Raw genomic sequence first — 25,289 nt, forward strand, 5'->3', positions numbered from 1 at the left:
GCCGGGTCAGGGCCGGGGGTCAAAAGGCGGTAAGGATGGGGGGTTTGCCCGATGGGCGTACGGCTCATGGTGGTCGACGACCACAGATTGCTGGCCGAGGCGCTCGCCTCGGCCTTGAAACTGCGGGGGCACCGGGTGCTCGCGGCGGCGGCTCCCGCTGCCGGGGCGGCTGATCTGGTGGTCAGCAGAGCGCCCGAGGTGTGTCTGCTGGGTACGGCGACGCCGGCCGAACCGGGCGCGTTCGACCCGATCGTGAAGATCAAACGGGAGCGACCGCAGGTGGCGGTGGTGGTGCTGGGGCCGGTGCCGAGCCCCCGGGGGATCGCCGCGGCCTTCGCGGCCGGCGCCTCGGGATACGTCCGGCACGACGAGCGGATAGAAGGCGTCGAACGCGCGATGATCAAGGCGCGGGCCGGCGAGGCGGTGGTGGCGCCCCTCCTGCTCCAGGGCGCGTTCTCCGAGCTGCTCAATCCGGTGCCGCCGCCGGATGACGAAGGTCAGCGGCTGCTGCAACTGCTCACCCCGCGCGAGGTGGAGGTGCTGGTTAGGGTCGCCGAGGGGGAGGACACCCGGAGGATCGCGGCGGGCATGGGGATCGCGCCGAGCACCGCCCGTACGCATGTGCAGCGGGTGCTGATGAAGCTGGGGGTGGGGTCCCGGCTGGAGGCCGCCGCGCTCGCGGCGCGGACGGGGCTGCTGGACCGGGCGACGGTCGCGGCGGCGCCCCTGGTGCCGATCGAGCGTTAGGGACCTCTCTCCGGGCCGCGCGGGTGGGCTTCTCCTCCGGATCCCGCCAGGGGCCTCTCCTCCGGATCCTCCGGGGGTGTCTTTCCTCCGGATTCCGCTGGGCGCGTGGGTCCTGCCGCGACCCGTCTCCCGAGGTCACGGGCTCCCGGAAGCACCGGCTTTCGGAACCGGCACCCGGGTGCGCTCCCCGTTCCCCCGGCCGTTTTCCCGGCGCGAGTCGCACCGCCCCGAACGGGCCCCGGAACCGGCCGCCCCCTTCCTGGTACCGCCCGCTGTCCGAGCCGGCCCCCGGAACCAGCCCCCCGGAACCGCCCGCCGCCCGGGACCGGACCACCACTGAGTGATCCTGTGCGTCGCCCGTGTGTTCTCCGTGCGTCCCCTGCGCGCGCCCTCTGCGTACTCCACCGTTCCGCTGTGCCGCGCCTGTCCCTCCCCTGCGCCAGGCCCAGCACCTCCCTCCCTTATCCCTCGTATCTCCCGTACCCCTCGCATCCCCAGCCCCGTACGGCACTCGTGCGAACGGGCGATATCGGGCGGTGCGTCCCCCTGTCCTGTCCGTGTATGCACGGGAATGCGAGAGACGGGCGCATACTTCGAGACCATTGACGCTGCCTGTTGCCTTGTGGTTTGTTGTGTTCGTTTATGTTTGCCAATGGGATCCGACCTGGCAGCGCCGGGTCGTCTGGGGTGTGCCGGCCGAGCGTCCGGCAGCGTGAGGGAGTCGCCCGGTGAAGAAGACATCGACCCGGCTCGCCGACGGGCGGGAACTGCTCTACTACGACTCCCGTGACGACACCGTGCGCGACGCCGTCGACCGGCGACCGCTCGACCCGGTCGCCACCAGCTCCGAGATCCGTCATGATCCACTGCTCGGCGACTCGGTCGCCGTCGCCTCCCACCGGCAGGACCGCGTCTACCACCCCCCGGCCGACGAATGCCCGCTCTGCCCGTCCCGCGACGGCCGGCTCAGCGAGATCCCCGCCGCCGACTACGACGTGGTCGTCTTCGAGAACCGGTTCCCCTCCCTCGCCGGGGACTCCGGCCGCTGCGAGGTCGTCTGTTTCACCTCCGACCACGACGCGTCCTTCGCCGACCTCCACGAGGAGCAGGCCGCCCTCGTCCTGGCCGCCTGGACCGACCGCACCACCGAACTCGCCGCCCTCCCCCAGGTGGAACAGGTCTTCTGCTTCGAGAACCGGGGCGCCGAGATCGGGGTGACCCTCGGCCATCCGCACGGCCAGATCTACGCGTACCCCTTCGTCACCCCGCGCACCGAGCTGATGCTGCGCTCCGCCGCCGGGCACCACGAGCGGACCGGCCGGAATCTCTTCGACGACCTCGTCGCACGCGAACTCTCCGACGGCGCCCGGGTGGTGGTCGCCGCCGAGCACTGGATCGCCTTCGTCCCGTACGCCGCCCACTGGCCGTACGAGGTCCATCTCCACCCCCGGCGTCGGGTGCCGGACCTGCGGGAGCTGAGTGACGCCGCGCGCGCCGAATTCCCCCGGGTCTATCTCGATCTGCTGCGCCGCTTCGACCGGCTCTTCGGTGCGGCCGAACCGCCCACCCCGTACGTCTCGGCGTGGCACCAGGCGCCGTTCGACGCGCCCGGCCGGGCGGACTTCGCGCTCCATCTGGAGCTTTTCACCATTCGCCGGACGTCCGGCAAGCTGAAGTTCCTCGCCGGCTCCGAATCCGGTATGAGCGTGTTCATCAACGATGTGCCGCCGGAGACCGCGGCCCAGCGACTGCGAGAGGCAGCGAGCGCATGAGCAAGTACCTGGTGACGGGCGGCGCCGGATACATCGGAAGTGTCGTGGCGGGCCATCTGCTGGCGGCGGGGCACGAGGTGACCGTCCTCGACGACCTCTCCACCGGCTTCCGGGAAGCGGTCCCGGTGGCCGCCGCCTTCATCGAGGGCGATGTCCGCGAAGCGGCCCGCTGGCTGGACCCCTCCTACGCCGGGGTGCTCCACTTCGCGGCCTCCTCGCAGGTCGGCGAGTCCGTCGCACGGCCCGAGAAGTACTGGGCCAACAACGTCGGGGGCACGATGGCGCTGCTCGCCGCGATGCGCTCGACGGGCGTCCGCACGCTCGTCTTCTCCTCGACGGCGGCGACCTACGGCGATGTGGCGTCAGGCGGTCCGGTCACCGAGTCCGACCCCACCGCGCCGACCAGCCCGTACGGGGCCTCCAAACTCGCCGTCGACCATATGATCGGCGGCGAGGCGACGGCCCACGGCCTTGCGGCGGTCTCCCTGCGGTACTTCAACGTGGCCGGCGCGTACGGCCGGTACGGCGAGCGCCACGACCCCGAATCGCACCTCATCCCGCTCGTGCTGGCCGTCGCCCTCGGCCACCGTGAGTCGATCACGGTGTACGGGGAGGACTACCCGACCCCCGACGGCACCTGCGTCCGGGACTACATCCACGTCGCCGACCTGGCCGAGGCCCATCTGCTGGCGCTCCGCGCGGCCACCCCCGGCACCCATCTGATCTGCAACCTCGGCAACGGCAACGGCTTCTCGGTACGGGAGGTCATCGAGACCGTACGGAGGATCACCGGGCATCCGGTGCCCCAGGTGTCCGCCCCGCGCCGGGGCGGCGACCCGGCCGTGCTGATCGCGTCGGCGGCCACCGCGCGGGAGCGCCTCGGCTGGACCCCCAGCCGGTCGGACCTGGACGGGATCGTGGCGGACGCCTGGGAGTTCGCGCGGGGGCGGGTCGGATGAACGGGGGAGTGTGGGCGGCCCCCGGACGGGTGAATCTGATCGGTGAGCACACCGACTACAACGACGGCTTCGTGATGCCCTTCGCGCTGCCCCGGACCGTCGTCGCCACCGTCACGCGCCGCGACGACGGTCTGCTGCGGCTGCGTTCCGACGCCGTCGGCACCGGGTCGGCCGTCGACACCGTCGAGCTACGGGTGGACGAACTCGCCCCGGGGCGCGGTCCGGGCGGCTGGTCCGACTATCCGGCCGGTGTGGTCTGGGCGCTGCGGGAGGCGGGCCACCGGATCGGCGGTGCCGACCTCCACTACACGTCCACGGTCCCCGCCGGCGCGGGGCTGTCCTCGTCGGCCGCGCTGGAGGTCGTCACGGCGCTCGCCCTCGACGATCTGTACGGACTGGGCCTGGAGCGGCAGCGGATGGCGTCGCTCTGCCGCCGCGCCGAGAACGTCTACGTCGGCGCGCCCACCGGGATCATGGACCAGACGGCGTCGGCGTGCTGCGTCGAGGGCCATGCGCTCTTCCTGGACACCCGGGACCTCTCCCGGCGACAGATCCCGCTGGACCTGCCCGCGTACGGCCTGGACCTGCTGGTGTTCGACACCCGGGTCAAGCACGCGCACAGCGACGGCGCGTACGGGCGGCGGCGGGCGGGGTGCGAGTCGGCGGCGGAGACGCTGGGCGTCCCGGCCCTCCGGGATGTTCCGTACGCGGCGCTCGCCGAGGCCCTGGACCGGCTGCCGGACCCTGGATCGCGGGCCCTGGTCCGGCATGTGGTGACGGAGAACCACCGGGTCAGACGGGTGGTCGCGCTGCTGGAGGCGGGCGAGCCGCGACGGATCGGCCCCGTCCTCACGGCGAGCCACACCTCCCTCCGGGACGACTTCCGGGTGTCGTGCCCGGAGCTGGACCTGGTGGTGTCGGCGGCGCTGGCGGCGGGGGCGCTCGGGGCGCGGATGACGGGCGGTGGTTTCGGTGGCGCGGCGATCGTCCTGACGGAGCGGGCGGCCTCGGCGGCGGTCACCCGGGCGGTGGAGTCGGCGTTCGCGACTGCGGGGTACCGCGCGCCCGGGGTCTTCGGCGCGCGGGCGTCGAGTGGGGCGCTGCGGCTGTCGTGACGGCTGCTGGGTCGCGGCGCGCGGCCGGGTGCCGATGCGGCGCCGCCGCGCCGGCGCCGCTCGGTGTGGGGCCGTGCCGCCCGGCCCCCTACGCCGCCGTGCGTGGCGACCGTGTGTCGATCTCTGACGATTTGCGTCCCACAACACAACATCCCGCACACCTGGAACGCCCCTGAGTCATCAGTTCTGCAAATAGCCTTCCGCTCCCGCCCCCCGTCCGTACTCTGAGTTTCAGCACCGGTGGGGGCCGGTGTCGATCAGGGGACGACATATCGGGTACGACGCCCGGGGTGGGGTATCAGTCAGAGCGCGGCGGCGCCGCGCGACCGCTGACTCCGCCTTCCGGTGCCGTGCCCACTTCCGAATCGTCCTCCGACCCTGGGGGTATCTGTGGTCCGTATCCGGGTCCTGGTGGTGGACGACCACCGAATCTTCGCCGAGTCGCTCGCAGCGGCGCTGGCCGCCGAGTCCGACGTCGATGTGGCGGCGGCTGGCAGCGGGCCCGCCGCGCTGCGATGTCTGGACCGGGCGGCTGCCGACGGCCGTCCGTTCGATGTGATGCTCGTCGATGCCGATCTGGGCATCGGCGGGCCCGGTGTGCGCACGCCCGTCGCCCGTGCCGTGTCCGACGACGGGGACGACGGGATCGTCGACGGGATCTCCCTGGTCGCCGGTGTCCGCTCCGGGCAGCCCGCCGTCCGCACCGTCGTGCTCGCCGAGAAGGACGATCCGTGCCGTGCCGCGCTGGCCCTCCAGGCGGGCGCCTCCGGCTGGGTCGCCAAGGACTGTTCGCTGCAACGACTGCTGGCGGTGATCCGCGGTGTGCTGCGGGACGAGACCCATCTGCCGCCCGCGCTGCTCACCGGCGTGCTGCGGGAGCTGACCGCGGCCCGTAAGCACCGCACCGAGAGCGAGCGGCTGGTCGAGTCGCTCACCCCGCGCGAGCGCGAGGTGCTCCGCTGCATGGTCGCCGGGCTGGGGCGGAAGGCGGTCGCCGAGCGCCTCTTCCTCTCCCCGCACACCGTCCGCACCCATATGCAGAATGTGCTGGGGAAGCTCGGGGTGCACTCCACCCTCGCGGCGGTCGCCCTCGCCCGCCGGGCCGGGGTCGGCCCGGTGGATCTAACCGGGGATGTTGTCGAACGGGGCGGTCAGCTGGCGTAGCAGTCCGGCCAGCTCCCCGCGCTGGGCGCGGGACAGCTCGCCGAGGATCGCCCGCTCCTGGGCGAGCAGCCCGGCCAGCGCCTGGTCGGCGCGGTCCCGGCCCTCCGGGGTCAGCCGGACCAGCACTCCGCGCCGGTCGCTGGGGTCGGGCAGCCGCTCCACGAGGTTCTTCTTGGCGAGCCGATCGATGCGGTTGGTCATCGTGCCCGAGGTCACCAGGGTCTGGGTGAGCAGTTGGCCGGGGGAGAGCTGGTACGGATCCCCCGCGCGCCGCAGCGAGGTGAGGACGTCGAACTCCCACGGTTCGAGCTGGTGCTCGGAGAACGCGAGCCGGCGTGCGCGGTCGAGGTGGCGGGCGAGCCGGGAGACCCGGCTGAGCACCTCCAGCGGTTCCACGTCGAGGTCAGGGCGCTCCCGGCGCCATGCTGCGACCAGTCGATCGACCTCGTCCTCCATGCCGATCAGTGTAGAGGGTCCCTCGACATGAAGTCTCTTGACGTCAAGATATATGGTGCTGGACCATAGGAGACCAGGCCCCCCGGCCGGCGGAGTGCCGGCCTCGTGGTCCGGTCGTACGCACCAGCGAGAGGGCTCCACCATGCGTTCCGCACCGACCTGGGACCCGCGGCAGTATCTGCGCCACTCCGGACACCGCACCCGGCCGTTCCTCGATCTGCTCGCCCGGATCCCGGAGCCACCCACCACGGACGGCGGCGGGCCGCGTATCGCGGACATCGGCTGTGGCGCGGGCAATGTCACCGCGCTGCTCGGCCACCGCTGGCCCACCGCCCGGATCACCGGCTTCGACAACTCCCCGGAGATGCTCGCGCGGGCCGAGGAGGAGTTCGCCGGGCCCACGGCCGGGGGCGGCCGGCTCGACTTCCGGGCCGGCGACGCCGCGCACTGGACACCGGACGAGCCATACGACCTGATCGTCTCCAACGCGGCCCTCCACTGGGTGCCGGGCCATGCCGGGCTCTTCGCCCGCTGGATCGACGGCCTCTCCCCCGGCGGCACCTTCGCCTTCCAGGTCCCCGCCAACTTCAACGCGCCCAGCCACCGGCTGCTCGCCGACCTCTGCGCGGCCCCCCGCTGGCGCGACCGCCTCGGCGGGCAGGGGCACGGTGTCACCGCCGTACTGGAACCCGCCGACTACCTCGCCCGGCTGACGGAGCTGGGCTGTCCGGCCGACGTCTGGGAGACGACCTACCTCCAGCTCCTGACCGGGGACGATCCGGTGCTGGACTGGGTCAAGGGCACCACCCTGCGCCCGGTCCTGACCGAGCTGGCGACCGGCTCGCCGTCCGACGCGGCCGAGCGGGACGCGTTCCTCGACGAGTACCGCGCGCTGCTCCGGGAGGCGTATCCGCCGGGGGAGCGGGGCACGGTCTTCCCCTTCCGCCGGCTCTTCGCCGTCGCCGGGAAGCCGCGATGACCACTCAGCTCTTCCGGTGCCCCATCAACCGCGGCTTCGGCTCCAGGCCGTCCAGACCGTGCCACGCCAGATTCACCAGATGCGCCGCGACCTCCGCCTTCTTCGGGCGGCGGGCGTCCAGCCACCACTGGCCCGTGAGCGCGACCATGCCCACCAGGGCCTGTGCGTACAGCGGCGCCAGCTTCGGATCGAAGCCGCGGTTCTTGAACTCCATGCCGAGGATGTCCTCGACCTGCGTCGCGATATCGCTGATCAGCGAGGCGAACGTGCCCGTCGACTGGGCCACCGGCGAGTCCCGGACCAGAATCCGGAAACCGTCCGTGTACGTCTCGATGTAGTCGAGGAGGGCGAAGGCCGCCTGCTCCAGCAGCTCCCGCGGATGGCCGGCCGTCAGCGCGCCCGTCACCCCTTCGAGCAACTGGCGCATCTCACGGTCGACCACGACCGCGTACAGCCCCTCCTTGCCGCCGAAGTGCTCGTACACCACCGGCTTGGAGACCCCCGCCTTCGCCGCGATCTCCTCCACCGAAGTGCCCTCGAAGCCCTTGTCGGCGAAGAGCGTGCGGCCGATGTCCAGCAGTTGCTCACGGCGCTCAGCGCCGGTCATCCGCACCCGGCGCGCACGCCGGGTGGGCCGGTTCTTCTCCGTACCACTACTGCCGTCGGTCGCCACGTCGTCCATCATGCCGTGTCGGCGGTCTCGCTCCGACGGCGGGCGTCGATACGGGCGGCACTGGGCCACCTGACGTCATACGCCCACCCCAACTTCTCGAACCAGCGGATCAGCCGCGCGCTGGAGTCCACCTGGCCGCGCAGCACTCCGTGGCGCGCGGACGTCGGGTCCGCGTGGTGCAGGTTGTGCCAGGACTCGCCGCAGGACAGCACCGCCAGCCACCACACATTGCCCGAGCGGTCCCGCGCCAGGAAGGGGCGGTTGCCGACCGCGTGACAGATCGAGTTGATCGACCAGGTCACATGGTGCAGCAGCGAGACCCGCACCAGGGAGCCCCAGAAGAACGCGGTGAACGCGCCCCACCACGACATCGTGACCAGACCGCCGACCAGCGGCGGGATCGCCAGCGACAGCGCGGTCCAGTAGAGGAAGTCACGGGAGATCCGCCGGATCGCCGGGTCCTTGATCAGGTCCGGTGCGTACTTCTGCTGCGGGGTGCGCTCCTCGTCGAACATCCAGCCGATATGGGCCCACCACAGGCCCTTCATCAGCGCGGGCAGCGTCTCCCCGAACCGCCACGGCGAGTGCGGGTCGCCCTCGGCGTCGGAGAACTTGTGGTGCTTGCGGTGGTCGGCCACCCAGCGCACCAGCGGCCCCTCGACGGCCATCGAGCCCGCGATGGCCAGCGCGATCCGCAGCGGGCGCTTCGCCTTGAAGGCGCCGTGCGTGAAGTAGCGGTGGAAGCCGATGGTGATGCCGTGGCAGCCGATGAAGTACATCCCGACCATCAGCCCCAGATCGAGCCAGCTCACCCCCCAGCCCCAGGCCAGCGGCACCGCGGCCACCACGGCGAGGAAGGGCACCACGATAAAGATGAGCAAGGCGATTCGCTCGACCGACCTCTTCTTGTCCCCGCCCAGTGTCGCGGAGGGGAGGTCGTCGACGGACGCCTTCGGGACGTCGTCGAGCAGATCGGAGCGTGTCGTCATGGAGGTTCCCCTGGGGGGTGAGGGAGGTGGGAGGGTGCCCGGGCTACGACCGCGTAACCTACGGCGACGTAAGTATGGCAGTGCGTAGCTCGGGGACAAGAGACCTGTGGATAACGTCGGGAAAATGGACACCTATCCTGGGTCTCGTCGGACAGCGCGGTCCGCAGCCTCCAGTACCCCTCCAGACGTGCTCAAACACTGCAAGGAGCCGCACCTGTGAGCAGTGCCGACCAGACACCAACGGCCAGCGCCGAACTTCGGGCCGACATCCGCCGACTGGGCGACCTCCTGGGCGAGACCATCGTCCGCCAGGAAGGTCCTGATCTGCTCGACCTCGTCGAGCGTGTCCGGGCCCTGACCCGGAGCGACGGCGAGGCAGCGGCGAAGCTGCTGGGCGACACCGACCTGGAGACCGCGGCCAAACTGGTCCGCGCCTTCTCCACCTACTTCCACCTGGCCAACGTCACCGAACAGGTGCACCGGGGCCATGAGATGCGCGAACGGCGCGCCGCCGAGGGCGGGCTGCTGGCCCGCACCGCGGACCGGCTCAAGGACGCCGACCCCGACCATCTGCGCGAGACCGTCAAGAACCTCAACGTCCGGCCCGTCTTCACCGCCCACCCGACCGAGGCCGCCCGGCGCTCGGTGCTGAACAAGCTGCGCCGCATCGCCGCCCTCCTGGAGAACCCGGCCGGCCCCGCCGACCGGCGCCGCGACGATCTGCGACTCGCCGAGAACATCGACCTCATCTGGCAGACCGACGAACTCCGCGTCGTCCGACCCGAACCGGCCGACGAGGCGCGCAACGCGATCTACTACCTGGACGAACTGCACGCCAACGCCGTCGGTGACGTCCTGGAGGACCTCGCCGCCGAACTGGAGCGCATCGGCGTCGAACTGCCGGCCGGCACCCGCCCGCTCACCTTCGGCACCTGGATCGGCGGCGACCGCGACGGCAACCCCAACGTCACCCCCGCGGTGACCCGGGAAGTGCTGATCCTCCAGCACGAGCACGGCATCACCGACGCCCTCGGACTGATCGACTCCCTGCGCGGACTGCTCTCCAACTCCATCCGCTACACCGGAGCCACCGAGGAGCTGCTCACCTCGCTCCAGAAGGACCTGGAGCTGCTCCCGGAGATCAGCCCCCGCTACAAGCGGCTCAACGCCGAGGAGCCGTACCGCCTCAAGGCCACCTGCGTCCAGCAGAAGCTCGTCAACACCCGCGAGCGCCTCGCCAAGGGCACCCCGCACGAGCCGGGCCGCGACTACCTCGGCAACGCCGAGCTGATCGCCGACCTCACCCAGATCCAGACCTCGCTGCGCGAGCACCGGGGCGAGCTGTTCGCCGACGGCCGGATGGACCGGACGATCCGTACGCTCACCGCCTTCGGACTCCAGCTCGCCACCATGGACGTACGCGAGCACGCGGACGCCCACCACCACGCACTCGGGCAGCTCTTCGACCGGCTCGGCGAGGAGTCCTGGCGGTACGCGGACATGCCCCGCGACTACCGGCAGAAGCTGCTCGCCAAGGAACTGCGCTCCCGCCGTCCGCTCGCCCCGACCCCGGCGCCGCTGGACGCCGCGGGACAGAAGACCCTCGGCGTCTTCCACACCGTCAAGGAGGCGTTCGAGCGCTTCGGCCCCGAGGTCATCGAGTCGTACATCATCTCGATGTGCCAGGGCGCCGACGACGTCTTCGCGGCGGCCGTACTGGCCCGCGAGGCCGGTCTGATCGACCTCCACGGCGGCTGGGCGAAGATCGGCATCGTGCCGCTCCTGGAGACCACCGACGAGCTGCGCGCGGCCGACATCATCCTCGACGGGATGCTCGCCGACCCCTCGTACCGCCGGCTCGTCTCCCTGCGCGGCGACGTCCAGGAGGTCATGCTCGGCTACTCCGACTCCTCCAAGTTCGGCGGCATCACCACCTCGCAGTGGGAGATCCACCGGGCGCAGCGCCGGCTGCGCGACGTCGCGCACCGCCACGGCGTGCGGCTCCGGCTCTTCCACGGCCGCGGCGGCACCGTCGGCCGCGGTGGCGGCCCCTCGCACGACGCGATCCTGGCGCAGCCCTGGGGCACGCTGGAGGGCGAGATCAAGGTGACCGAGCAGGGCGAGGTCATCTCCGACAAGTATCTGATCCCGTCGCTGGCCAGGGAGAACCTGGAGCTGACCGTCGCGGCCACGCTCCAGGCGTCCGCCCTGCACACCGCGCCGCGCCAGTCGGACGAGGCGCTGTCGCGCTGGGACGCGGCGATGGACACCGTCTCGGACGCGGCCCACGCGGCCTACCGCCGCCTGGTGGACGACCCGGATCTCCCGGCGTACTTCTTCGCCTCCACGCCGGTGGACCAGCTCGCCGATCTGCACCTCGGCTCGCGCCCCTCGCGCCGCCCGGACTCGGGGGCCGGACTGGACGGTCTGCGGGCCATCCCGTGGGTCTTCGGCTGGACGCAGTCCCGGCAGATCGTGCCGGGCTGGTTCGGGGTGGGGTCGGGCCTCAAGGCGCTGCGGGAGGCCGGTCTCGACACGGTGCTCAGCGAGATGCACGAGCACTGGCACTTCTTCCGCAACTTCGTCGCCAATGTCGAGATGACGCTGGCCAAGACCGATCTGCGGATCGCCCGGCACTATGTGGACACGCTGGTGCCGGACGATCTGCGGCACGTCTTCAGCGCCATCGAGGCGGAGCACGCGCTGACGGTCGAGGAGGTCCTCAAGGTCACCGGGGGCGACCGACTGCTCGGCAACAACCCGGTGCTCCAGCAGACGTTCGGTATCCGGGACGCCTATCTGGACCCGATCTCCTACCTTCAGGTCTCGCTGCTGGCGCGCCAGCGCGGGGCGGTGGAGCGGGGCGAGGAGCCCGATCCGCTGCTGTCGCGGGCGCTGCTGCTGACCGTGAACGGGGTGGCGGCGGGCCTGCGCAACACCGGCTGACACTCTGAGGTCCCCGTCCGCTGCCCGGCGCGTCCACGTGCCGGGCAGCGGCGTTCCCGGGCGCGCTCAGGGCGCGCTCACCGGGCGCGCTCAGAGGGTGAAGAAGGTGCCCACCAGCACCGCGCCGCCCGCCGCGACCGTCGCCCAGGCGAACCGGGTCAGCCGCAGCCCGCCGCCGATGACGAGACCCGCCAGTACCAGCGCACCGCCGAGCGGCACCCAGGCGTGGAACACCCCTCCGGTCCCCGCGCGGACCAGCTCCGCCGTGTCCGGCTTCACCACCACCGGCAGCCTCTCGCCCTTCTCCACCGCGACCGACTTCTCGATCGTCATACCGGAGCGGACCGCGGCCGAGCCGTCGGGGTCGTACGGTCCTGTGCAGGTCTCGTCGTCACAGCGGGCGATCGTGATCGTGCCGTGCTCACGGCCCTTCGTGAGCATCACGTGCTGGGCGGTGTCCCACGACGACCAGACTCCGGCCACCAGCAGCAGCAGAGCGACGAGGCCCATCACCAGACGGCGGGTGTGGAGGAGGAGCTGACTCATGGAGCGGGATCCTTGGGCATCCGGGCGCGGCCGGTCAACCAGTGGTGGGGGGCTTGTCAGGAGTTGTACGTACTCTGGGCGCGTTCCAGGCCGTCGATCACCAGGGACTCCACCGCGTCCGCGGTCCGGTCCACGAAGTAGTCGAGCTCCTTGCGCTCCGCCGCCGAGAAGTCCTTCAGGACGAAGTCGGCGACCTGCATCCGGCCGGGCGGGCGGCCGATCCCGAACCGTACCCGGTGGTACTCCGGGCCCATCGCCTTCGTCATCGACTTCAGACCGTTGTGGCCGTTGTCCCCGCCGCCGAGCTTCAGCCGCAGGACCCCGTAGTCGATGTCCAGCTCGTCATGGATCGCCACGATGTTCGCCGTGGGGATCTTGTAGAAGTCGCGCAGACCGGTGACCGGACCACCGGAGAGGTTCATGTACGACATCGGCTTGGCCAGCACGATCCGGCGGCTCGCGGGTCCCGGGGGGCCGATGCGGCCCTCGACGACCTGGGCCTGGGCCTTCTGCGCGCGCTTGAAGTTGCCGCCGATCCGGTCGGCGAGCAGATCGGCCACCATGAACCCGATGTTGTGCCGGTTCGCGGCGTACCCGGGCCCGGGGTTGCCGAGGCCCACGACGAGCCAGGGGGCGTTCGCGTCGGTCGTCATCTGCGCGTCTCCATCCGAGCACCGTCATCCGGGCACTGTCGTCCGGGCATTGTCGTCGGGACAACCGTTCGCCGCCCGCGCCTGTCGGCACGGGCGGCGAACGGAGTACGGGATTCCGTGGCGGAATCCCTCAGGCTCAGACCTCGGCGGTCTCGGCGTCGCCCTCGGCGGCCGGCTCCTCGGCCTGCGCGGCCAGGACCTGGAGGACGACGGTGTCCTCGTCCACGGCCAGCGTCGAACCGGCCGGCAGCGGGATGTCCTTGGCGAGCACGGACGCGCCGCCCTCAAGGCCGGCGACGGAGACCGTCACGGACTCGGGGATGTGGGTGGCCTCGGCCTCGACCGGCAGGGTGTTGAGGACGTGCTCCAGCAGGAAGTTGCCGGGGGCCAGGTCGCCCTCGGTGTGCACGGGGATCTCGACCGTGACCTTCTCGCCGCGCTTCACCAGCAGCAGGTCGATGTGGTCCAGGTGGCCCTTCAGCGGGTCGCGCTGGACGGCCTTCGGGATGGCCAGCGCGGTGGTGCCGTCGACGTCCAGGGCGATCAGGACGTTCGGGGTGCGCAGGGCGAGCAGCAGCTCGTGGCCCGGCAGCGTGACGTGGACCGGGTCGGTGCCGTGGCCGTACAGAACACCGGGAACCAGGTTGGCGCGGCGGACGCGACGGGCCGCGCCCTTGCCGAACTCGGTACGGATCGCGGCGGCGAGCTTCACCTCGGACATGTGCACTCCTCGTATGGCGATGGATCTGATGGTCACCCGGCCATGAATGGCCTGCTACGCCTGCTACGAAGAGCGCGTCGATAACGGACCGCCGCACCGAATGTGCGGCCTCCCTCGCCGAGCAACTTCGACAGTCTACGCAGGTCTGGGCCGCTCACCCAATCGATCATCGGGCGGGCGCGGGGCGGGGCGGGACCGTCACGGACCGTGCTGCGGGGGCGCCCCGGGCCATGGACCGATGTGCACACGGACCACGCTTGCGCGGGTCATGCGGGTCATGCGGGTCATGCGGGTCATGTGGAAGGGCCGCACCCTCCGGGGAGAGTGCGGCCCTTCTATCGGCTCTATCGGCCGGTCCCCCGGCCCGTACACGCGTCCGTGTCGTTCGCGTTGTCCGCGTTGTCCGTGCCGGTTGTGCCGGTCGCGCTGTTCGCGCTGTTACGCCTGCTCGTCGAAGAGGCTCGTCACGGAGCCGTCCTCGAAGACCTCGCGCACCGCGCGGGCGATGGTCGGCGCCATCGAGAGCACGGTGATCTTGTCCAGCTCCAGGTTGCCCGGGTCGGGCAGCGTGTTGGTGAAGATGAACTCGCTGACCTTGGAGTTCTTCAGCCGGTCCGCGGCCGGGCCGGAGAGCACGCCGTGGGTGGCCGTCACGATCACGTCCTCCGCGCCGTTGGCGAAGAGGGCGTCGGCGGCGGCGCAGATGGTGCCACCGGTGTCGATCATGTCGTCGACGAGGACGCAGACCCGGCCCTTGACGTTGCCGACGACCTCGTGGACGGTCACCTGGTTGGCGACGTCCTTGTCACGGCGCTTGTGGACGATGGCCAGCGGCGCGCCGAGGCGGTCGCACCAGCGGTCGGCGACCCGGACCCGGCCGGCGTCGGGGGAGACGACGGTGAGCTTGGCGGGGTCGATCTTCGCCGCGACGTAGTCGGCGAGGATCGGCAGCGCGAAGAGGTGGTCGACCGGGCCGTCGAAGAAGCCCTGGATCTGGTCGGTGTGCAGGTCGACCGTGAGGATGCGGTCGGCGCCGGCCGTCTTCATCAGGTCGGCGACCAGACGGGCCGAGATCGGCTCGCGGCCGCGGTGCTTCTTGTCCTGGCGGGCGTAGCCGTAGAACGGGACGATCACGGTGATGCTCCGGGCGGAGGCCCGCTTCAGAGCATCGATCATGATCAACTGCTCCATGATCCACTTATTGATGGGGGCCGTGTGGCTCTGCATCAGGAAGCAGTCGGCGCCGCGGGCGGACTCCTGGAAGCGGACGTAGATCTCGCCGTTCGCGAAGTCGAATGCCTTGGTGGGCACCAGGGTGACACCCAGTTGGTGTGCGACTTCCTCGGCCAGCTCGGGGTGGGCGCGGCCGGAGAAGAGCCTCAGCTTCTTCTCGCCGGTCGTCTTGTTCCCGGTCACAGCACAGTCTCCTCGGAGGGTGTTTCTCTGGCCGCGGATGTACGGGCGCGAGCCAGCCGAATGTGGGGTGCACGTATCACCGTACGCCGAGTTCGGCGTACCTGTTTCCGGTCAGTTCTCGTCAGTGGCTCGTTCCGACGCGACCGCGGCGGCCTGTGCCGCGGCGCTGCCGGGCCGCTTGCGGGCCACCCAACCCTCGATATTCCGCTGCTGGCCACGGGCCACGGCCAGCGAACCGGCCGGTACGTCCTTGGTGATGACCGAGCCCGCGGCGGTGTAGGCGCCGTCCCCGACCGTGACGGGTGCCACAAACATGTTGTCCGAACCGGTCTTGCAGTGCGAGCCGATCGTGGTGTGGTGCTTCGCCTCGCCGTCGTAGTTCACGAAGACGCTGGCGGCACCGATGTTCGTGTACTCGCCGATGGTGGCGTCACCGACGTACGACAGATGGGGGACCTTGGTCCCCTCGCCGATCGACGCGTTCTTCATCTCCACATAGGTCCCCGCCTTGGACTTCGCGCCCAGCCGGGTGCCCGGACGGAGATAGGCGTACGGGCCGACCGAGGCTCCCGGGCCGACCTCGGAGGAGTAGGCGACCGCGTTGTCCACCCGGGCGCCGGCGCCCACGGTGGTGTCCGTGAGGCGGGTGTTGGGCCCGACCTCGGCGCCCTCGGCGAGATGGGTGGTGCCCAGCAATTGGGTCCCCGGGTGGATGACGGCGTCTGGCTCGAAAGTGACGGTGACATCGATCAGCACCGACGCCGGGTCGACCACGGTGACCCCGGCCATCATGGCCCGGCTCAGGAGTCGTTCGTTGAGGAGCGCGCGGGCCTCGGCGAGCTGGACGCGGTTGTTGATGCCGAGGATCTCGCGGTGATCGCCCGAGATGGACGCGCCGACGCGGTGGCCGGCCTCCCGGAGGATGCCGAGGACATCGGTGAGGTACTCCTCGCCCTGGCTGTTGTCGGTGCGCACCTTGCCGAGGGCGTCCGCCAGGAGCTGCCCGTCGAAGGCGAAGACACCGGAGTTGATCTCCCGGATGGCGAGCTGGGCCGCGGTGGCGTCCTTGTGCTCGACGATCGCGGTGACGGCCCCGTTGGCGGCGTCCCGGACGATCCGTCCGTAGCCGGTGGCGTCGGGGACCTCGGCGGTCAGCACGGTGACGGCGTTGCCGTCGGAGGCGTGGGTGGTGGCGAGGGCGGCGAGGGTCTCGCCGGAGAGCAGCGGGGTGTCGCCGCAGACGACGACGACGGTGCCGTGGATGCCCTGCCCCAGCTCGTCGAGCCCGATGCGGACGGCGTGCCCGGTGCCCTTCTGCTCGGCCTGGAAGGCGGTGCGGGTGCCGGTGTACCGCTCGGTCAGATGACCCCTGACCCGCTCGCCGGCGTGTCCGACGACCACGACGAGGTGCTCGGGGTTCAGCTCGCGGGCGGCGGAGACGACATGTCCGACGAGGGATCGCCCGCTGATTTCATGCAGGACCTTGGGGGTCTTCGACTTCATGCGGGTGCCCTCACCCGCTGCGAGGACGACGACGGCTGCCGGGCGGTTGGCGCTCACGGGAATGCCCTTCGGCTTCGGGTGATGGACATCCGAAGGATACCGGGGGGTTTGACCGATGAAATAAGGGCGGGCCCCGGCCCCGTAGGCCAGTACCCGCCCTCGCTGATTCCAGGCTCCCAGGGAAGGAATCGAACCCTCATTCAATGGACCAAAACCATTTGTCCTGCCATTAGACGACCTGGGAAGGTCTGCCCGTATCGCTCCGAATTGCTCGCCTCCGGCGCGCAGGGCAGCCCCTACTATGCCGTACCAGGTGCCTCCAACGCGACGGTGGAGATCCCTCCGGTGGAGATCCACGGTGGGAGATCCACGCCCGGTGCGTACGGGCGGCGCGGTCGCGGGCCGCGCGGGATCACACTCCGGGGCCCGGGGACCACGGTCCGGGGCCTCGGGGTCACACCCGGTGCGTACGGGGATCAGGGGCCGCGGTACGGGGATCAGGGTCCGGGGTGTGCGGGGGCGCGGTCCGGGCGTACGGGTGGGATCACCGCCGCCGTCCGTGACGCCGATCCCCGCCCTCGCCCGTGATGCCGATCACGGCTCCGGCCGTCCACCGACCGGTACCCCCGGCCCCCTGCCCGACGGGTGGAACTGCCAGGAAAATCATCCGCCCCCGCCCGTAGGCTGGGAGTCATGACCATAACGGGGGCACACCAGGAGGGCACGGGTCCGACCACCCGTACCTGGCTGTGGTGGGGACGGCGGCGAAGCGTCGCATTGGATGTGGGGCTCGGCCTCGTCTCCGCCTTTGAGTGCGCTCTGGAGGGCGTGAGATTCGCGGAGAAGACCGCGTTTCCCATACCCCTCGGAGTGCTGTTCGGACTGATCGCCGGATCCACACTGCTGATCCGGCGCCGCTGGCCCATCGCCGTCGTCCTCGTGTCGATCGCGATCACACCCGCCGAGATGGGCTTCCTGCTCACCGTCGTCGGCCTCTACACACTCGCCGCGTCCGACGTACCGCGCCGGATCGTCGCCACCCTCGCCGGCATGTCGCTGGTGGCCACATTGATCGTTTCCCTGGTACGGGTCCGGCAGGACGTCCACAGCCAGGAGCTGGGCGACCCCGGGGTCTGGTACGTCCCCGCGATGGCGGGCTTCATGGCGGTCGGACTGACCATGCCACCGGTCCTGTTCGGCCTCTATATAGGCGCCAGGCGACGGCTGATGGAGAGCCTGCGCGAACGCGCCGACAGCCTGGAGCAGGAGCTTTCCCTGCTCGCCGACCGCGCCGAGCAGCGCGCGCAGTGGGCCCGTACCGAGGAGCGCACCCGGATCGCCCGGGAGATGCACGACGTCGTCGCCCACCGGGTGAGCCTGATGGTCGTCCACGCGGCGGCGCTCCAGGCGGTCGCGCTCAAGGATCCGGCGAAGGCCGTGAAGAACGCCGCGCTCGTGGGGGACATGGGCCGCCAGGCCCTGACCGAACTGCGCGAGATGCTGGGCGTGCTGCGCGCGAGCGACGGGGAACAGCACCGGTCCGCCGCCGTACCGCTCGCCGCGGTGGGCGCCGCGGCTGCGGCCGCCGCTGCCGCCGCGGCCGAGGACGGGCCCTGCATCGCCGATGTGGAGGATCTCGTCGGCCAGTCCCGCCAGGCCGGGATGGTCGTTGAACTCGCCGTCCAGGGGGAGGCCCGGGAGTACGCGCCGGAGGTCGAGCAGACCGCCTACCGCGTCATCCAGGAGGCGCTCACCAATGTGCACAAGCACGCGGCCGGCGCGAAGGTCAGGGTGCGCATCGCCCACCGGGACGCCGAGGTCGCCATGCAGGTGGAGAACGGTGCCCCCGATACGGGGAGCGATCCGGCCGTCGCCGGTCTGCCGAGCGGCGGCAACGGGCTGGTGGGGATGCGGGAGCGGGTCCACGCGCTGGGCGGGGTGTTCGTCTCCGGCCCGACGGATGCCGGAGGCTTCCGGGTATCGGCGGTGCTGGCGGACCGGTCGGCAGCCGAGCCGGCAGCCGAGTTGGTAGCCGAGTCGGCAGCCGAGTCGGCAGCCGAGTCGGGCACGCGGCCGGGCGCGGAGCCAGACGGGGAGTCGGGTGCTGAGCCGGCGCCGGAGCCGGTCGCGAAGCCGGGCGACCACGGCCCCCGGTGCGGGAGCGGCTGAGGGATCCGGGGGCGCTTCCGGGGGCGGCCGGGGGGCTTCACGGCCCCGGGTGCCCGGGGCGCACGGTGGTCGCGGGTATCGGGTGGCAGGGGCCCTGGTGGTCGCGGGCCGGTGGTGGCCGGGGGCGGTTGACGGTCGCGGGTATCCGGGGCGGCCGGGGGCGGCTGACGGTCGCGGGTGCCCGGTGGCCCGGGGCGCATGGTGGTCGCGGGTATCTGTTGGCCAGGGCGCCTGGTGGTCAGCCGGCCACCCGCTCAGCCGCCCAGTGTCAGTCGCGTCGGCTGCATCCCCATCATCAGCGTCGTCAGCGCCCGGTCGATGTCCGCCCCCAGATACCAGTCCCCCGTGTGATCCATGCTGTACACCCGGCCCTCCGCGTCGATCGCCAGCACCGCCTGGTCGTCGCCCTCCGCCCCCAGCGGTGAAATCTCCGCCCCGAGTGGCGAGAGCGTGGTGTCCAGCGCCCGCCCCAGGTCCGCCAGGGTCCTGGCCAGATGGAGACCGGCCAGCGGATCCACGTACACGACCGGCGGCGCGGTCTGCCGGCCCGGCCCCAGCGCGGCGATCCGCAGACCGCCGAATTCGGCCCACGCCTCCACCGCGGCGGGCGAGACCGTGTGCCGGTGGCCCGCCGATGACTCGTAGGCGCTCAGGGTGTCGGCCCAGTGCTCGGCCGGCCGGATGTCCCAGCGGCCCGGCTGCCAGCCCGCCTCGCGCAGCGCGGCGTCGACGGCGACCGGGAACCGGGTGGTGCTCAGGTTTTCGGGCATCGGTGCGGGTTCAGCCGTTCTCGGTCGCGGTCGGGTCCACTGCTCGGACCCCGAAATGGTCGAGCATCGCCGTACAGGAACGGCAGGGTGACGCATAGCTGCCGTGCAGCGGATCACCGTCCTCACGGATTCTGCGCGCCGTCAGCTTCGCCTGCTTCAGGGCGCGCTTCGCCTCGCTGTACGTCAGCGGCTTGCGCCGGGCCCGCTTGGAGCGTTTGCCCTCCGCGCCGGTGAGGTGGCGCGACAGCAGGATCGCCTCCGGGCAGCGCCCGGTGAAGCGCTCCCGCTGACCGCTGGTGAGCGTGTCGAGGAAATCTTGTACGAGGGGGTGGAGTACGGGCGGCCGGTCACCCTTTCCAGCGGTTGACGTCAGAGTCTCCCCGCGCACGGAGAGCGCCGCCGCGACGGCGGGCAGGATGCCGTCGCGGCGATGGCTCAGTGCGGGCGGTCGGGCCTCCTCTGTACTGCTCCAGCTCAGACGGGGATCACCTACGGTGTCCGCTGTACGTGGTCGCGCTGTGTGCATGGCGCTGTTGTCCCCTCCCGTGCACTCCCCCGAGTTGCGTGAACAGCCTGCCAAATGCGGCGGTGTGTGTGAAAGCGGGGTAGCTGAAAGGTGTCTGCTCGTCGGAGTTCGGTCACTCGATTGTGACAGTTCGTGACGGCGATCGAGAGGTCGCCGAGCACACTCTCCCCCTATTGCCGCACCGCATAGGCTGTCCCGAACAGTCAGAAGCCAGCAGGGGGCAGAACGCCATGACGACAGGTCGGCAAGGGCTGGGGGCAGCTCCAGGCTCCCAGGCCCAGGGAGCCGGGGGACACGTCACGCCGCCGAACGGCCCCGCGCGGGCGGCGGGAGGACAGGGTGGGCCCGAGGACCCCGGGACGGCCGGGCCCCCGCCGCCGAACGCGGCGTACGCCGGCCAGACCGTGAACTTCCCGGACCCCGTGCGTCACTCCCGCCACCCCCGCGGTGTGCGCGTGGACGCCGACGGCTACCCGGACTTCTCGCCGTACGCCCGCGCCGCCGCCGAGATCGCCGAGCCCCCGGCGGGTTTCGGCATCGACGAACTCCGCCTCACCGACTACGTGTCGGCGAACGCCGCGCTCCACGCCGACGGCCACGCGCTGTGGGACACGATCCCCTCCGTCGCCACCCCGCACGGCTGGACCTGGCACCACGTCCGCGGCACCCGCCGACTCGAACTGGTCCCGGTCGAGGTGAAGGCCCTGCTGCGGCACCACGGCGGTCTGGCGACCACCCCGGTCGACCAGGACAAGCGCGGCACCCGCCCGCTCCAGGAGACCCGGCCCGCGCACTTCCGGCTGCCCAAGGGCACCCCGTCCGTCACCGAGCAGCAACTGCTCGGTGTGGAGGAGGACCTGGGATACCGGCTGCCCGGCGCGTACCGCTCCTTCCTCAAGGCGGCGGGCGGCTGTGCCCCGGCCGGCGCCGCGCTCGACGCCGAGTTGGGGCTGCTGGTGGATCAGCCGTTCCTCACGGTGCGGGACGAGGCAGCGGTCAACGACCTGCTGTACGTCAACAAATGCCTGCGCGACCATCTGACCAAGGACTACCTGGGTGTCGCGTTCGTCCAGGGCGGCATCCTGGCGGTCAAGGTCAAGGGCTCGGCCGTCGGCTCGGTCTGGTTCTGCGCCTACGACGACGCGCGCGACCGGGACGGCTGGGGCGTGCAGGAGCGCGTGGAGCGGCTGTTGTTGCCGTGCGGCGACGACTTCGACGGCTTCCTCCAGCGGCTCGCGGGCAATCCCCCGGAGCTGGAGACGGTGGCGAATCTGATGGTGGACGGCGGCTTCGCGCGTGCCGTCCCGGTCTCGGACGAGGGGTGACGGTCCGATGGTGACCTTCGCGCAGGCGCAGGAGCGCGCGGAAGAGTGGGTCAACGGCGATGTGCCGACCTACCAGCAGCGCGAGGTACGGGTGCGGGAGTTCGAGCTCGGCTTCGTCGTCTGGGCGGAGGACCGCGAGAGCGGGGCGCGCTCGGACGGCGGACGGCAGCGGCTGGTGATCGCGCGGGACAGCGGTGAGGCGACGCTCTGGCCCGGACTGCCGGTGGGCGAGGTGATCCGGCGGTACGAGGAGGAGTACGGCGTACCCGCGGACGGGGCGGTCGCCCCTCCGGAGCCGCCGCGGCGGATCGATCTGCATCAGACGTCGTTCCTGCTGAGCCCGCCCGAGTGGCTTCAGGACGAGGCGGACCGCAGGGGCGCTCCCGGCGGGACGGCGACGAGGGCCGGACGGACCGGGCACTCCCCGGCGTCCGACTCCGCGGAGCCCCCCACCCCGCCGCCTCCCCCCGTCGCTCCTCCCTTCTCCCCTCCGGCCCCTCCTCCCCCTTCTCCTGCTTCTTCCTCTTCTGCGGTCTCCTCGGACGCGGGCTCGGGCTCAGGTGCGGCTGTGGGGGTGGCTCTTCCGCCCCTCGCCGGTGCCGCGCCCCCCGGACCGGTGCCGGACACCGGTTCCAGCAATGCGTCGCAGGCGGGCGGTGGCACCGCCACGGGTGACGTCGGTGTGGACTCTTCGCAGGGCGGCGCCGTGTGGGCGAACGTCGGCGGCGACCGCCGGCCGACCCCGGCCGGCGGCACCCCCGCGTCCTGGACCGACACCAGTTCCACCGACGCCGAGGACGCGTCCGTACCCCTGCCGGACACGGTCTTCGCGGCGCCGGTCCCAGCGGCGGACGAGTCCGCGGCGGATGCGGACGCCCCGACCGCGCTCATGTCCGGGGGCAGCCAACTTCCGCCGACCGCGGTCAACCCGGCGCTGAAGCGGCACGCTCCCGCCGCCGCGGCGGGCGGGGAACGGTCGGCGCCCGGCGGCGACGGGACGGTGGCCCCGCCGCCCGGCCCGCCCGCGCCACGTGGTTCTTCCGGTGCGGGGGCGGCGCAGCCGGCCCCGCTGTCGGCTCCGGGGGCTTCCGGTGTGCCTGCCGGGGGATATCTGCCGACCCAGTTGAGCGCTCAGCCCGTCCCCGACGACTCCGGGGTCTCCAGTGCCGGCGAGCCCTCGGGCCCGCCGCCCGCTCCGGGCCCGATGCCTCCTCCCGCTTCCGCCACACCTCCGGGTCCTCCTACGCCTCCCGGTCCGGCTGCTGCTTCCGGGAACCACCCGATGCCGCCCTCGACGCAGACCCCGCCGCCCGTCGGTCCTACCCCGCCCGTCGGTTCCACCCCGCCACCGGTCGATGTGCACCACGCGGCGACGGTGCTGGCCGGACCGGGTCCTACGGGCCCCGGCGTACCGCGGCCCCCGGGTCCGCCCGGTCCGCCCCCCGCCGTACCCCAGCCCCCCGGCCCACCCGCCGTCGGTGCCACGCCACCGCCCGGCCAGCCGCCCGTCGGTTCCACCCCGCCACCGGTCGACGTGCACCACGCGGCGACGGTGCTGGCCGGGCCCGGCGCGCCCCAGCCCCCGGCTCCGCCGAGCCGTCCCGGCCCGCCGGGGGCCCCTGGTCCGCCTCCGGGCTCCGTCGGTCGACCGACCCCGTACGGCTATCCACAGCAGCAGACCGGGGTACCGACCGTCGGCCCCGGCTATCAGGCCGTCCTGCGCTACCGTGCGCCCGACGGCTCCGAGGCCCAGCTCATCCGCCGCTCGGCACCCGGAACCCCGCACCCCGAGTGGCAGATCCTGCACGAGCTGCGCGCCCTGAACGTCCCGCCGCAGCAAGTGCTGGAGCTGCACACCGAGCTGGAGTCGTGCGAGCTGCCCGGCGGCTACTGCGCCCGGATGATCCGCGAGACCTGGCCGCAGGCGCGGATCACCCATATCGCCCCGTACGGCAAGGACCACGCCGGCAGGCAACAGGGCATGGGGCAACTCGTCACCCATCAGGGTGAATTGCATCAGGTGGCGGACGGCCCGGCACGCCCCGCGCCGGTACGGGCGCCGCTCCCGCAGGTCCCCCCGGCCCCACCGCTCCCGCCGCAGGGGGTGGCCCAGGAACTGGTGTCCGCCTTCGGGCCGCAGGGCATCTGCCGGTTCGACCAGCGGGCCGTCTCGCGCCAGGGTGTGCCGGAGCTGGTCGCGGCGACCCTGATGTGGGCGGGACTGCCGGGTGATTTCAACCCGTTCTTCTGGGCCCAACCCGCCCAGCCAGTCGTTCCGACACTGGCGGAGCTGGCGGCGCAGCGGCAGGTGGCGACCTCGGCTGACGCCACCTCGTACCTGGTGGTGGGCAGCGACTTCGGCCGGGCGATCTGCGTCCAGTACGGCACGGCGCACATCGTGGCCGTACCGGTGGAGGCGCCCCCCGGGGGCGGCTCGGCGGCACCGCAGTTCGTGAACAGCGGGCTGCCGGAGTTCGTCCGCTGTATGGCGCTGCTCGGCCGGATGTGGCGGCTGCGCTACGGCCTCAACCCGGAGCAGGCCGGCCGCTGGACGGTCGACTTCCAGGCGCAGCTCGCGTCGTTGGACCCGGTCGCGCTGTCGTCACCGGAGAACTGGTGGTCGGTGCTGCTGGAACAGATGTGGGACGGTCTCCTGTAGGCGTCGGGTACGCCGCGCGGTCTCACCACGGGTCTCGCGTCGTCTTCGCCCCGTCCACGCGGGGACGGGTGCGCCCTGGTTCGCGACGGCGGGCCGGGGCGCACCGTCCCGGCTTCTCTCACCGAATGGCGCATCCTTGACCGGTATGGGCGGTGGAGTGTCGCGGTACGGGCGCCCCGCCGAATCCAGGAGGATATGCGCACAATCGCGTAATGCGTCGTTGTGTGTCGGAAGGGGCTTGAAGGATGAGTGCTGCATCGGTGTCACCTCACGGCTTCACCGTCGTACGCCGTGGCTACCGCGTCGAGGAGGCCGACGCCCATGTCGCCAACCTCTCCCGGGACCGCGACGACGCCTGGGAGCGGGCGGCGCGGTTGACCGTGCTCGCCAAGAAGATGGAGTCGGAGGCGTCCCGGCTCCGTGACTCCGTGGAGGCGCTGGCGCCGCAGACGTACGAATCGATGAGCCGCCGCGCGCAGTACCTCCTCACGCTGACGGTGGAGGAGGCCGAGGAGGTACGGAGCACGTCGCGCGGTGACGCGCAGGCCGTCCAGGACAGTGCTGAGGCCGATGCCCGGGCCATCCGCGACAAGGCCCGCACGGAGGCGGACGGTGTACGGGCGGCGGCCGAGGACCACGCCGAACAGCATCTGGCCGCGGCCCGGGCCACCGCCGACGCGTTGCTCGCCGAGGCGCAGGGCGAGGCCGAGGAGCGGCGTGCGAAGGCGCTGGCCGACTGGCAGGAGACCCGTCTCCGGGCGGAGGCCCTGCTGGCCGATCTGGAGTCGGGGCAGGCGGAGCGCTGGGAGTCGCTCGGCCGGGAGCTGGACGACCGGCGCGCGACGCTGGACGCCCGTGACGCCGAACAGACCTCGCGTGCCGAGTCGGCTCTGACCGAGGTGCAGCGCGCCCTCACGGAGGCGGCGGAGTACGCCCGTCACGGGCAGGAGGACGCGGAGGCGCGGGCGGCGGAGCTGCTCTCGCAGGCCGGGGTGGTGGAGGAGCGCACCGTTCGGGAGACGGAGCGGGTGCTGCGGGAACACGAGGAGTCCCGCGAGGAGATGCAGGCGCATATGGACCACGTCCGCAACAGTCTGGCGGCGCTGACGGGCCGTACGTCGGCGGACGGCTGATCCCAGGGCCTCAGACCTCAGACCTCGGACCTCGGACCTCGGACCTCAGGTCTCAGACCTCAGGGGAG

Annotated in this window: 21 protein-coding genes and 1 tRNA gene; 11 read left to right on the top strand and 11 right to left on the bottom strand. The window is 71.8% G+C overall.

Annotation, left to right across the window (positions count from 1 at the left end; genetic code table 11):
- Positions 1 to 51 precede the first annotated feature (51 nt).
- The 5 genes from ACH4S7_RS28060 (at position 52) to ACH4S7_RS28080 (ending at position 5,757) form a co-directional block, all read left to right on the top strand.
- Positions 52 to 747 (top strand): response regulator transcription factor, encoded by a 696-nt coding sequence (locus ACH4S7_RS28060; RefSeq protein ID WP_398524097.1) that lies wholly within the window; start codon positions 52 to 54, stop codon positions 745 to 747.
- Positions 748 to 1,475: 728 nt separating this feature from the next.
- Positions 1,476 to 2,519 carry a galactose-1-phosphate uridylyltransferase gene (gene galT / locus ACH4S7_RS28065; RefSeq protein ID WP_398524098.1) on the top strand — a complete coding sequence of 348 codons (1,044 nt, stop codon included), beginning with the start codon at positions 1,476 to 1,478 and terminating at the stop codon, positions 2,517 to 2,519.
- Positions 2,516 to 3,478 carry a UDP-glucose 4-epimerase GalE gene (gene galE / locus ACH4S7_RS28070; RefSeq protein ID WP_398524099.1) on the top strand — a complete coding sequence of 321 codons (963 nt, stop codon included), beginning with the start codon at positions 2,516 to 2,518 and terminating at the stop codon, positions 3,476 to 3,478. Before galT ends, galE begins: the two co-directional genes overlap by 4 nt.
- Positions 3,475 to 4,593 (top strand): galactokinase, encoded by a 1,119-nt coding sequence (gene galK / locus ACH4S7_RS28075; protein ID WP_398524100.1) that lies wholly within the window; start codon positions 3,475 to 3,477, stop codon positions 4,591 to 4,593. Before galE ends, galK begins: the two co-directional genes overlap by 4 nt.
- Before the next feature lie 390 nt (positions 4,594 to 4,983).
- On the top strand, positions 4,984 to 5,757 hold the full coding sequence (locus ACH4S7_RS28080; protein WP_398524101.1) for a LuxR C-terminal-related transcriptional regulator: 774 nt from the start codon (positions 4,984 to 4,986) through the stop codon (positions 5,755 to 5,757).
- On the opposite strand, the gene tamR is transcribed toward ACH4S7_RS28080, so the two are convergent.
- Complete coding sequence (gene tamR / locus ACH4S7_RS28085; RefSeq protein ID WP_398524102.1) at positions 5,716 to 6,213, bottom strand: MarR family transcriptional regulator TamR; 498 nt, start codon at positions 6,211 to 6,213, stop codon at positions 5,716 to 5,718. The genes ACH4S7_RS28080 and tamR overlap by 42 nt on opposite strands.
- 142 nt (positions 6,214 to 6,355) lie before the next feature.
- Here tamR and ACH4S7_RS28090 point away from each other — a divergent pair, with 142 nt between their 5' ends.
- On the top strand, positions 6,356 to 7,192 hold the full coding sequence (locus tag ACH4S7_RS28090) for a trans-aconitate 2-methyltransferase (RefSeq protein ID WP_398524103.1): 837 nt from the start codon (positions 6,356 to 6,358) through the stop codon (positions 7,190 to 7,192).
- 4 nt (positions 7,193 to 7,196) lie between these two features.
- Here the strand turns inward: ACH4S7_RS28090 and ACH4S7_RS28095 are convergent, their stop codons facing one another.
- Together ACH4S7_RS28095 and ACH4S7_RS28100 are read right to left on the bottom strand one after the other, a co-directional pair.
- The gene (locus tag ACH4S7_RS28095) at positions 7,197 to 7,877 is read right to left on the bottom strand and encodes a TetR family transcriptional regulator (protein WP_398524104.1); all 681 of its coding nucleotides are present in this window, start codon (positions 7,875 to 7,877) and stop codon (positions 7,197 to 7,199) included.
- Positions 7,874 to 8,854: an acyl-CoA desaturase gene (locus ACH4S7_RS28100; RefSeq protein WP_398524105.1), complete on the bottom strand. Its 981-nt coding sequence runs from the start codon at positions 8,852 to 8,854 to the stop codon at positions 7,874 to 7,876. Before ACH4S7_RS28100 ends, ACH4S7_RS28095 begins: the two co-directional genes overlap by 4 nt.
- Positions 8,855 to 9,070: 216 nt before the next feature.
- On the opposite strand from ACH4S7_RS28100, the gene ppc reads away from it, so the two are divergent.
- On the top strand, positions 9,071 to 11,800 hold the full coding sequence (gene ppc / locus ACH4S7_RS28105) for a phosphoenolpyruvate carboxylase (RefSeq protein ID WP_398524106.1): 2,730 nt from the start codon (positions 9,071 to 9,073) through the stop codon (positions 11,798 to 11,800).
- 90 nt (positions 11,801 to 11,890) lie between these two features.
- Here the strand turns inward: ppc and ACH4S7_RS28110 are convergent, their stop codons facing one another.
- The 6 genes from ACH4S7_RS28110 to ACH4S7_RS28135 all read right to left on the bottom strand — a co-directional run bounded on the left by ACH4S7_RS28110 (position 11,891) and on the right by ACH4S7_RS28135 (position 16,883).
- The gene (locus ACH4S7_RS28110; RefSeq protein WP_398524107.1) at positions 11,891 to 12,346 is read right to left on the bottom strand and encodes a hypothetical protein; all 456 of its coding nucleotides are present in this window, start codon (positions 12,344 to 12,346) and stop codon (positions 11,891 to 11,893) included.
- Between the two features lie 56 nt (positions 12,347 to 12,402).
- Positions 12,403 to 12,999 (bottom strand): aminoacyl-tRNA hydrolase, encoded by a 597-nt coding sequence (pth, locus tag ACH4S7_RS28115; protein ID WP_398524108.1) that lies wholly within the window; start codon positions 12,997 to 12,999, stop codon positions 12,403 to 12,405.
- A 136-nt stretch (positions 13,000 to 13,135) separates the two neighbouring features.
- A complete protein-coding gene (locus ACH4S7_RS28120) occupies positions 13,136 to 13,720 on the bottom strand; it encodes a 50S ribosomal protein L25/general stress protein Ctc (protein WP_398524109.1) in 585 nt (194 codons plus the stop codon).
- Between the two features lie 438 nt (positions 13,721 to 14,158).
- On the bottom strand, positions 14,159 to 15,136 hold the full coding sequence (locus ACH4S7_RS28125) for a ribose-phosphate diphosphokinase (RefSeq protein ID WP_398524110.1): 978 nt from the start codon (positions 15,134 to 15,136) through the stop codon (positions 14,159 to 14,161).
- Positions 15,137 to 15,247: 111 nt separating this feature from the next.
- Positions 15,248 to 16,696 (bottom strand): bifunctional UDP-N-acetylglucosamine diphosphorylase/glucosamine-1-phosphate N-acetyltransferase GlmU, encoded by a 1,449-nt coding sequence (gene glmU, locus ACH4S7_RS28130; RefSeq protein ID WP_398524111.1) that lies wholly within the window; start codon positions 16,694 to 16,696, stop codon positions 15,248 to 15,250.
- 116 nt (positions 16,697 to 16,812) lie between these two features.
- A tRNA-Gln gene (locus ACH4S7_RS28135) sits at positions 16,813 to 16,883 on the bottom strand.
- Positions 16,884 to 17,332: 449 nt separating this feature from the next.
- Here ACH4S7_RS28135 and ACH4S7_RS28140 point away from each other — a divergent pair.
- The gene (locus ACH4S7_RS28140; RefSeq protein WP_398524112.1) at positions 17,333 to 18,808 is read left to right on the top strand and encodes a sensor histidine kinase; all 1,476 of its coding nucleotides are present in this window, start codon (positions 17,333 to 17,335) and stop codon (positions 18,806 to 18,808) included.
- A 254-nt stretch (positions 18,809 to 19,062) separates the two neighbouring features.
- On the opposite strand, the gene ACH4S7_RS28145 is transcribed toward ACH4S7_RS28140, so the two are convergent.
- Together ACH4S7_RS28145 and ACH4S7_RS28150 are read right to left on the bottom strand one after the other, a co-directional pair.
- Positions 19,063 to 19,578: an SUKH-3 domain-containing protein gene (locus ACH4S7_RS28145; protein WP_398524113.1), complete on the bottom strand. Its 516-nt coding sequence runs from the start codon at positions 19,576 to 19,578 to the stop codon at positions 19,063 to 19,065.
- 10 nt (positions 19,579 to 19,588) lie between these two features.
- Complete coding sequence (locus tag ACH4S7_RS28150) at positions 19,589 to 20,104, bottom strand: YwqJ-related putative deaminase (protein WP_398524114.1); 516 nt, start codon at positions 20,102 to 20,104, stop codon at positions 19,589 to 19,591.
- Positions 20,105 to 20,334: 230 nt separating this feature from the next.
- On the opposite strand from ACH4S7_RS28150, the gene ACH4S7_RS28155 reads away from it, so the two are divergent.
- The 3 genes from ACH4S7_RS28155 to ACH4S7_RS28165 all read left to right on the top strand — a co-directional run bounded on the left by ACH4S7_RS28155 (position 20,335) and on the right by ACH4S7_RS28165 (position 25,221).
- A complete protein-coding gene (locus tag ACH4S7_RS28155) occupies positions 20,335 to 21,429 on the top strand; it encodes an SMI1/KNR4 family protein (RefSeq protein WP_398524115.1) in 1,095 nt (364 codons plus the stop codon).
- A 7-nt stretch (positions 21,430 to 21,436) separates the two neighbouring features.
- Complete coding sequence (locus ACH4S7_RS28160) at positions 21,437 to 24,088, top strand: SUKH-4 family immunity protein (RefSeq protein WP_398524116.1); 2,652 nt, start codon at positions 21,437 to 21,439, stop codon at positions 24,086 to 24,088.
- A 245-nt stretch (positions 24,089 to 24,333) separates the two neighbouring features.
- Positions 24,334 to 25,221 (top strand): cellulose-binding protein, encoded by an 888-nt coding sequence (locus ACH4S7_RS28165; RefSeq protein ID WP_398524117.1) that lies wholly within the window; start codon positions 24,334 to 24,336, stop codon positions 25,219 to 25,221.
- Positions 25,222 to 25,289 lie beyond the last annotated feature (68 nt).

Origin of the sequence: Streptomyces sp. NPDC020965 (assembly GCF_044333555.1) — a bacterium.
Taxonomy (GTDB): Bacteria; Actinomycetota; Actinomycetes; order Streptomycetales; family Streptomycetaceae; genus Streptomyces.

Excerpts from the sequence above, each read along its gene's own strand:
- ACH4S7_RS28165 (WP_398524117.1), top strand. The coding sequence starts at position 24,334 with ATGAGTGCTGCATCGGTGTCACCTCACGGCTTCACCGTCGTACGCCGT.
- ACH4S7_RS28120 (WP_398524109.1), bottom strand. The coding sequence starts at position 13,720 with ATGTCCGAGGTGAAGCTCGCCGCCGCGATCCGTACCGAGTTCGGCAAG.
- ACH4S7_RS28160 (WP_398524116.1), top strand. The coding sequence starts at position 21,437 with ATGGTGACCTTCGCGCAGGCGCAGGAGCGCGCGGAAGAGTGGGTCAAC.
- pth (WP_398524108.1), bottom strand. The coding sequence starts at position 12,999 with ATGACGACCGACGCGAACGCCCCCTGGCTCGTCGTGGGCCTCGGCAAC.
- ACH4S7_RS28110 (WP_398524107.1), bottom strand. The coding sequence starts at position 12,346 with ATGAGTCAGCTCCTCCTCCACACCCGCCGTCTGGTGATGGGCCTCGTC.
- ACH4S7_RS28150 (WP_398524114.1), bottom strand. The coding sequence starts at position 20,104 with ATGCACACAGCGCGACCACGTACAGCGGACACCGTAGGTGATCCCCGT.
- ACH4S7_RS28100 (WP_398524105.1), bottom strand. The coding sequence starts at position 8,854 with ATGACGACACGCTCCGATCTGCTCGACGACGTCCCGAAGGCGTCCGTC.
- tamR (WP_398524102.1), bottom strand. The coding sequence starts at position 6,213 with ATGGAGGACGAGGTCGATCGACTGGTCGCAGCATGGCGCCGGGAGCGC.
- ACH4S7_RS28145 (WP_398524113.1), bottom strand. The coding sequence starts at position 19,578 with ATGCCCGAAAACCTGAGCACCACCCGGTTCCCGGTCGCCGTCGACGCC.
- ACH4S7_RS28155 (WP_398524115.1), top strand. The coding sequence starts at position 20,335 with ATGACGACAGGTCGGCAAGGGCTGGGGGCAGCTCCAGGCTCCCAGGCC.
- galE (WP_398524099.1), top strand. The coding sequence starts at position 2,516 with ATGAGCAAGTACCTGGTGACGGGCGGCGCCGGATACATCGGAAGTGTC.
- galK (WP_398524100.1), top strand. The coding sequence starts at position 3,475 with ATGAACGGGGGAGTGTGGGCGGCCCCCGGACGGGTGAATCTGATCGGT.
- ACH4S7_RS28060 (WP_398524097.1), top strand. The coding sequence starts at position 52 with ATGGGCGTACGGCTCATGGTGGTCGACGACCACAGATTGCTGGCCGAG.
- ACH4S7_RS28090 (WP_398524103.1), top strand. The coding sequence starts at position 6,356 with ATGCGTTCCGCACCGACCTGGGACCCGCGGCAGTATCTGCGCCACTCC.
- ACH4S7_RS28140 (WP_398524112.1), top strand. The coding sequence starts at position 17,333 with ATGACCATAACGGGGGCACACCAGGAGGGCACGGGTCCGACCACCCGT.
- ACH4S7_RS28095 (WP_398524104.1), bottom strand. The coding sequence starts at position 7,877 with ATGATGGACGACGTGGCGACCGACGGCAGTAGTGGTACGGAGAAGAAC.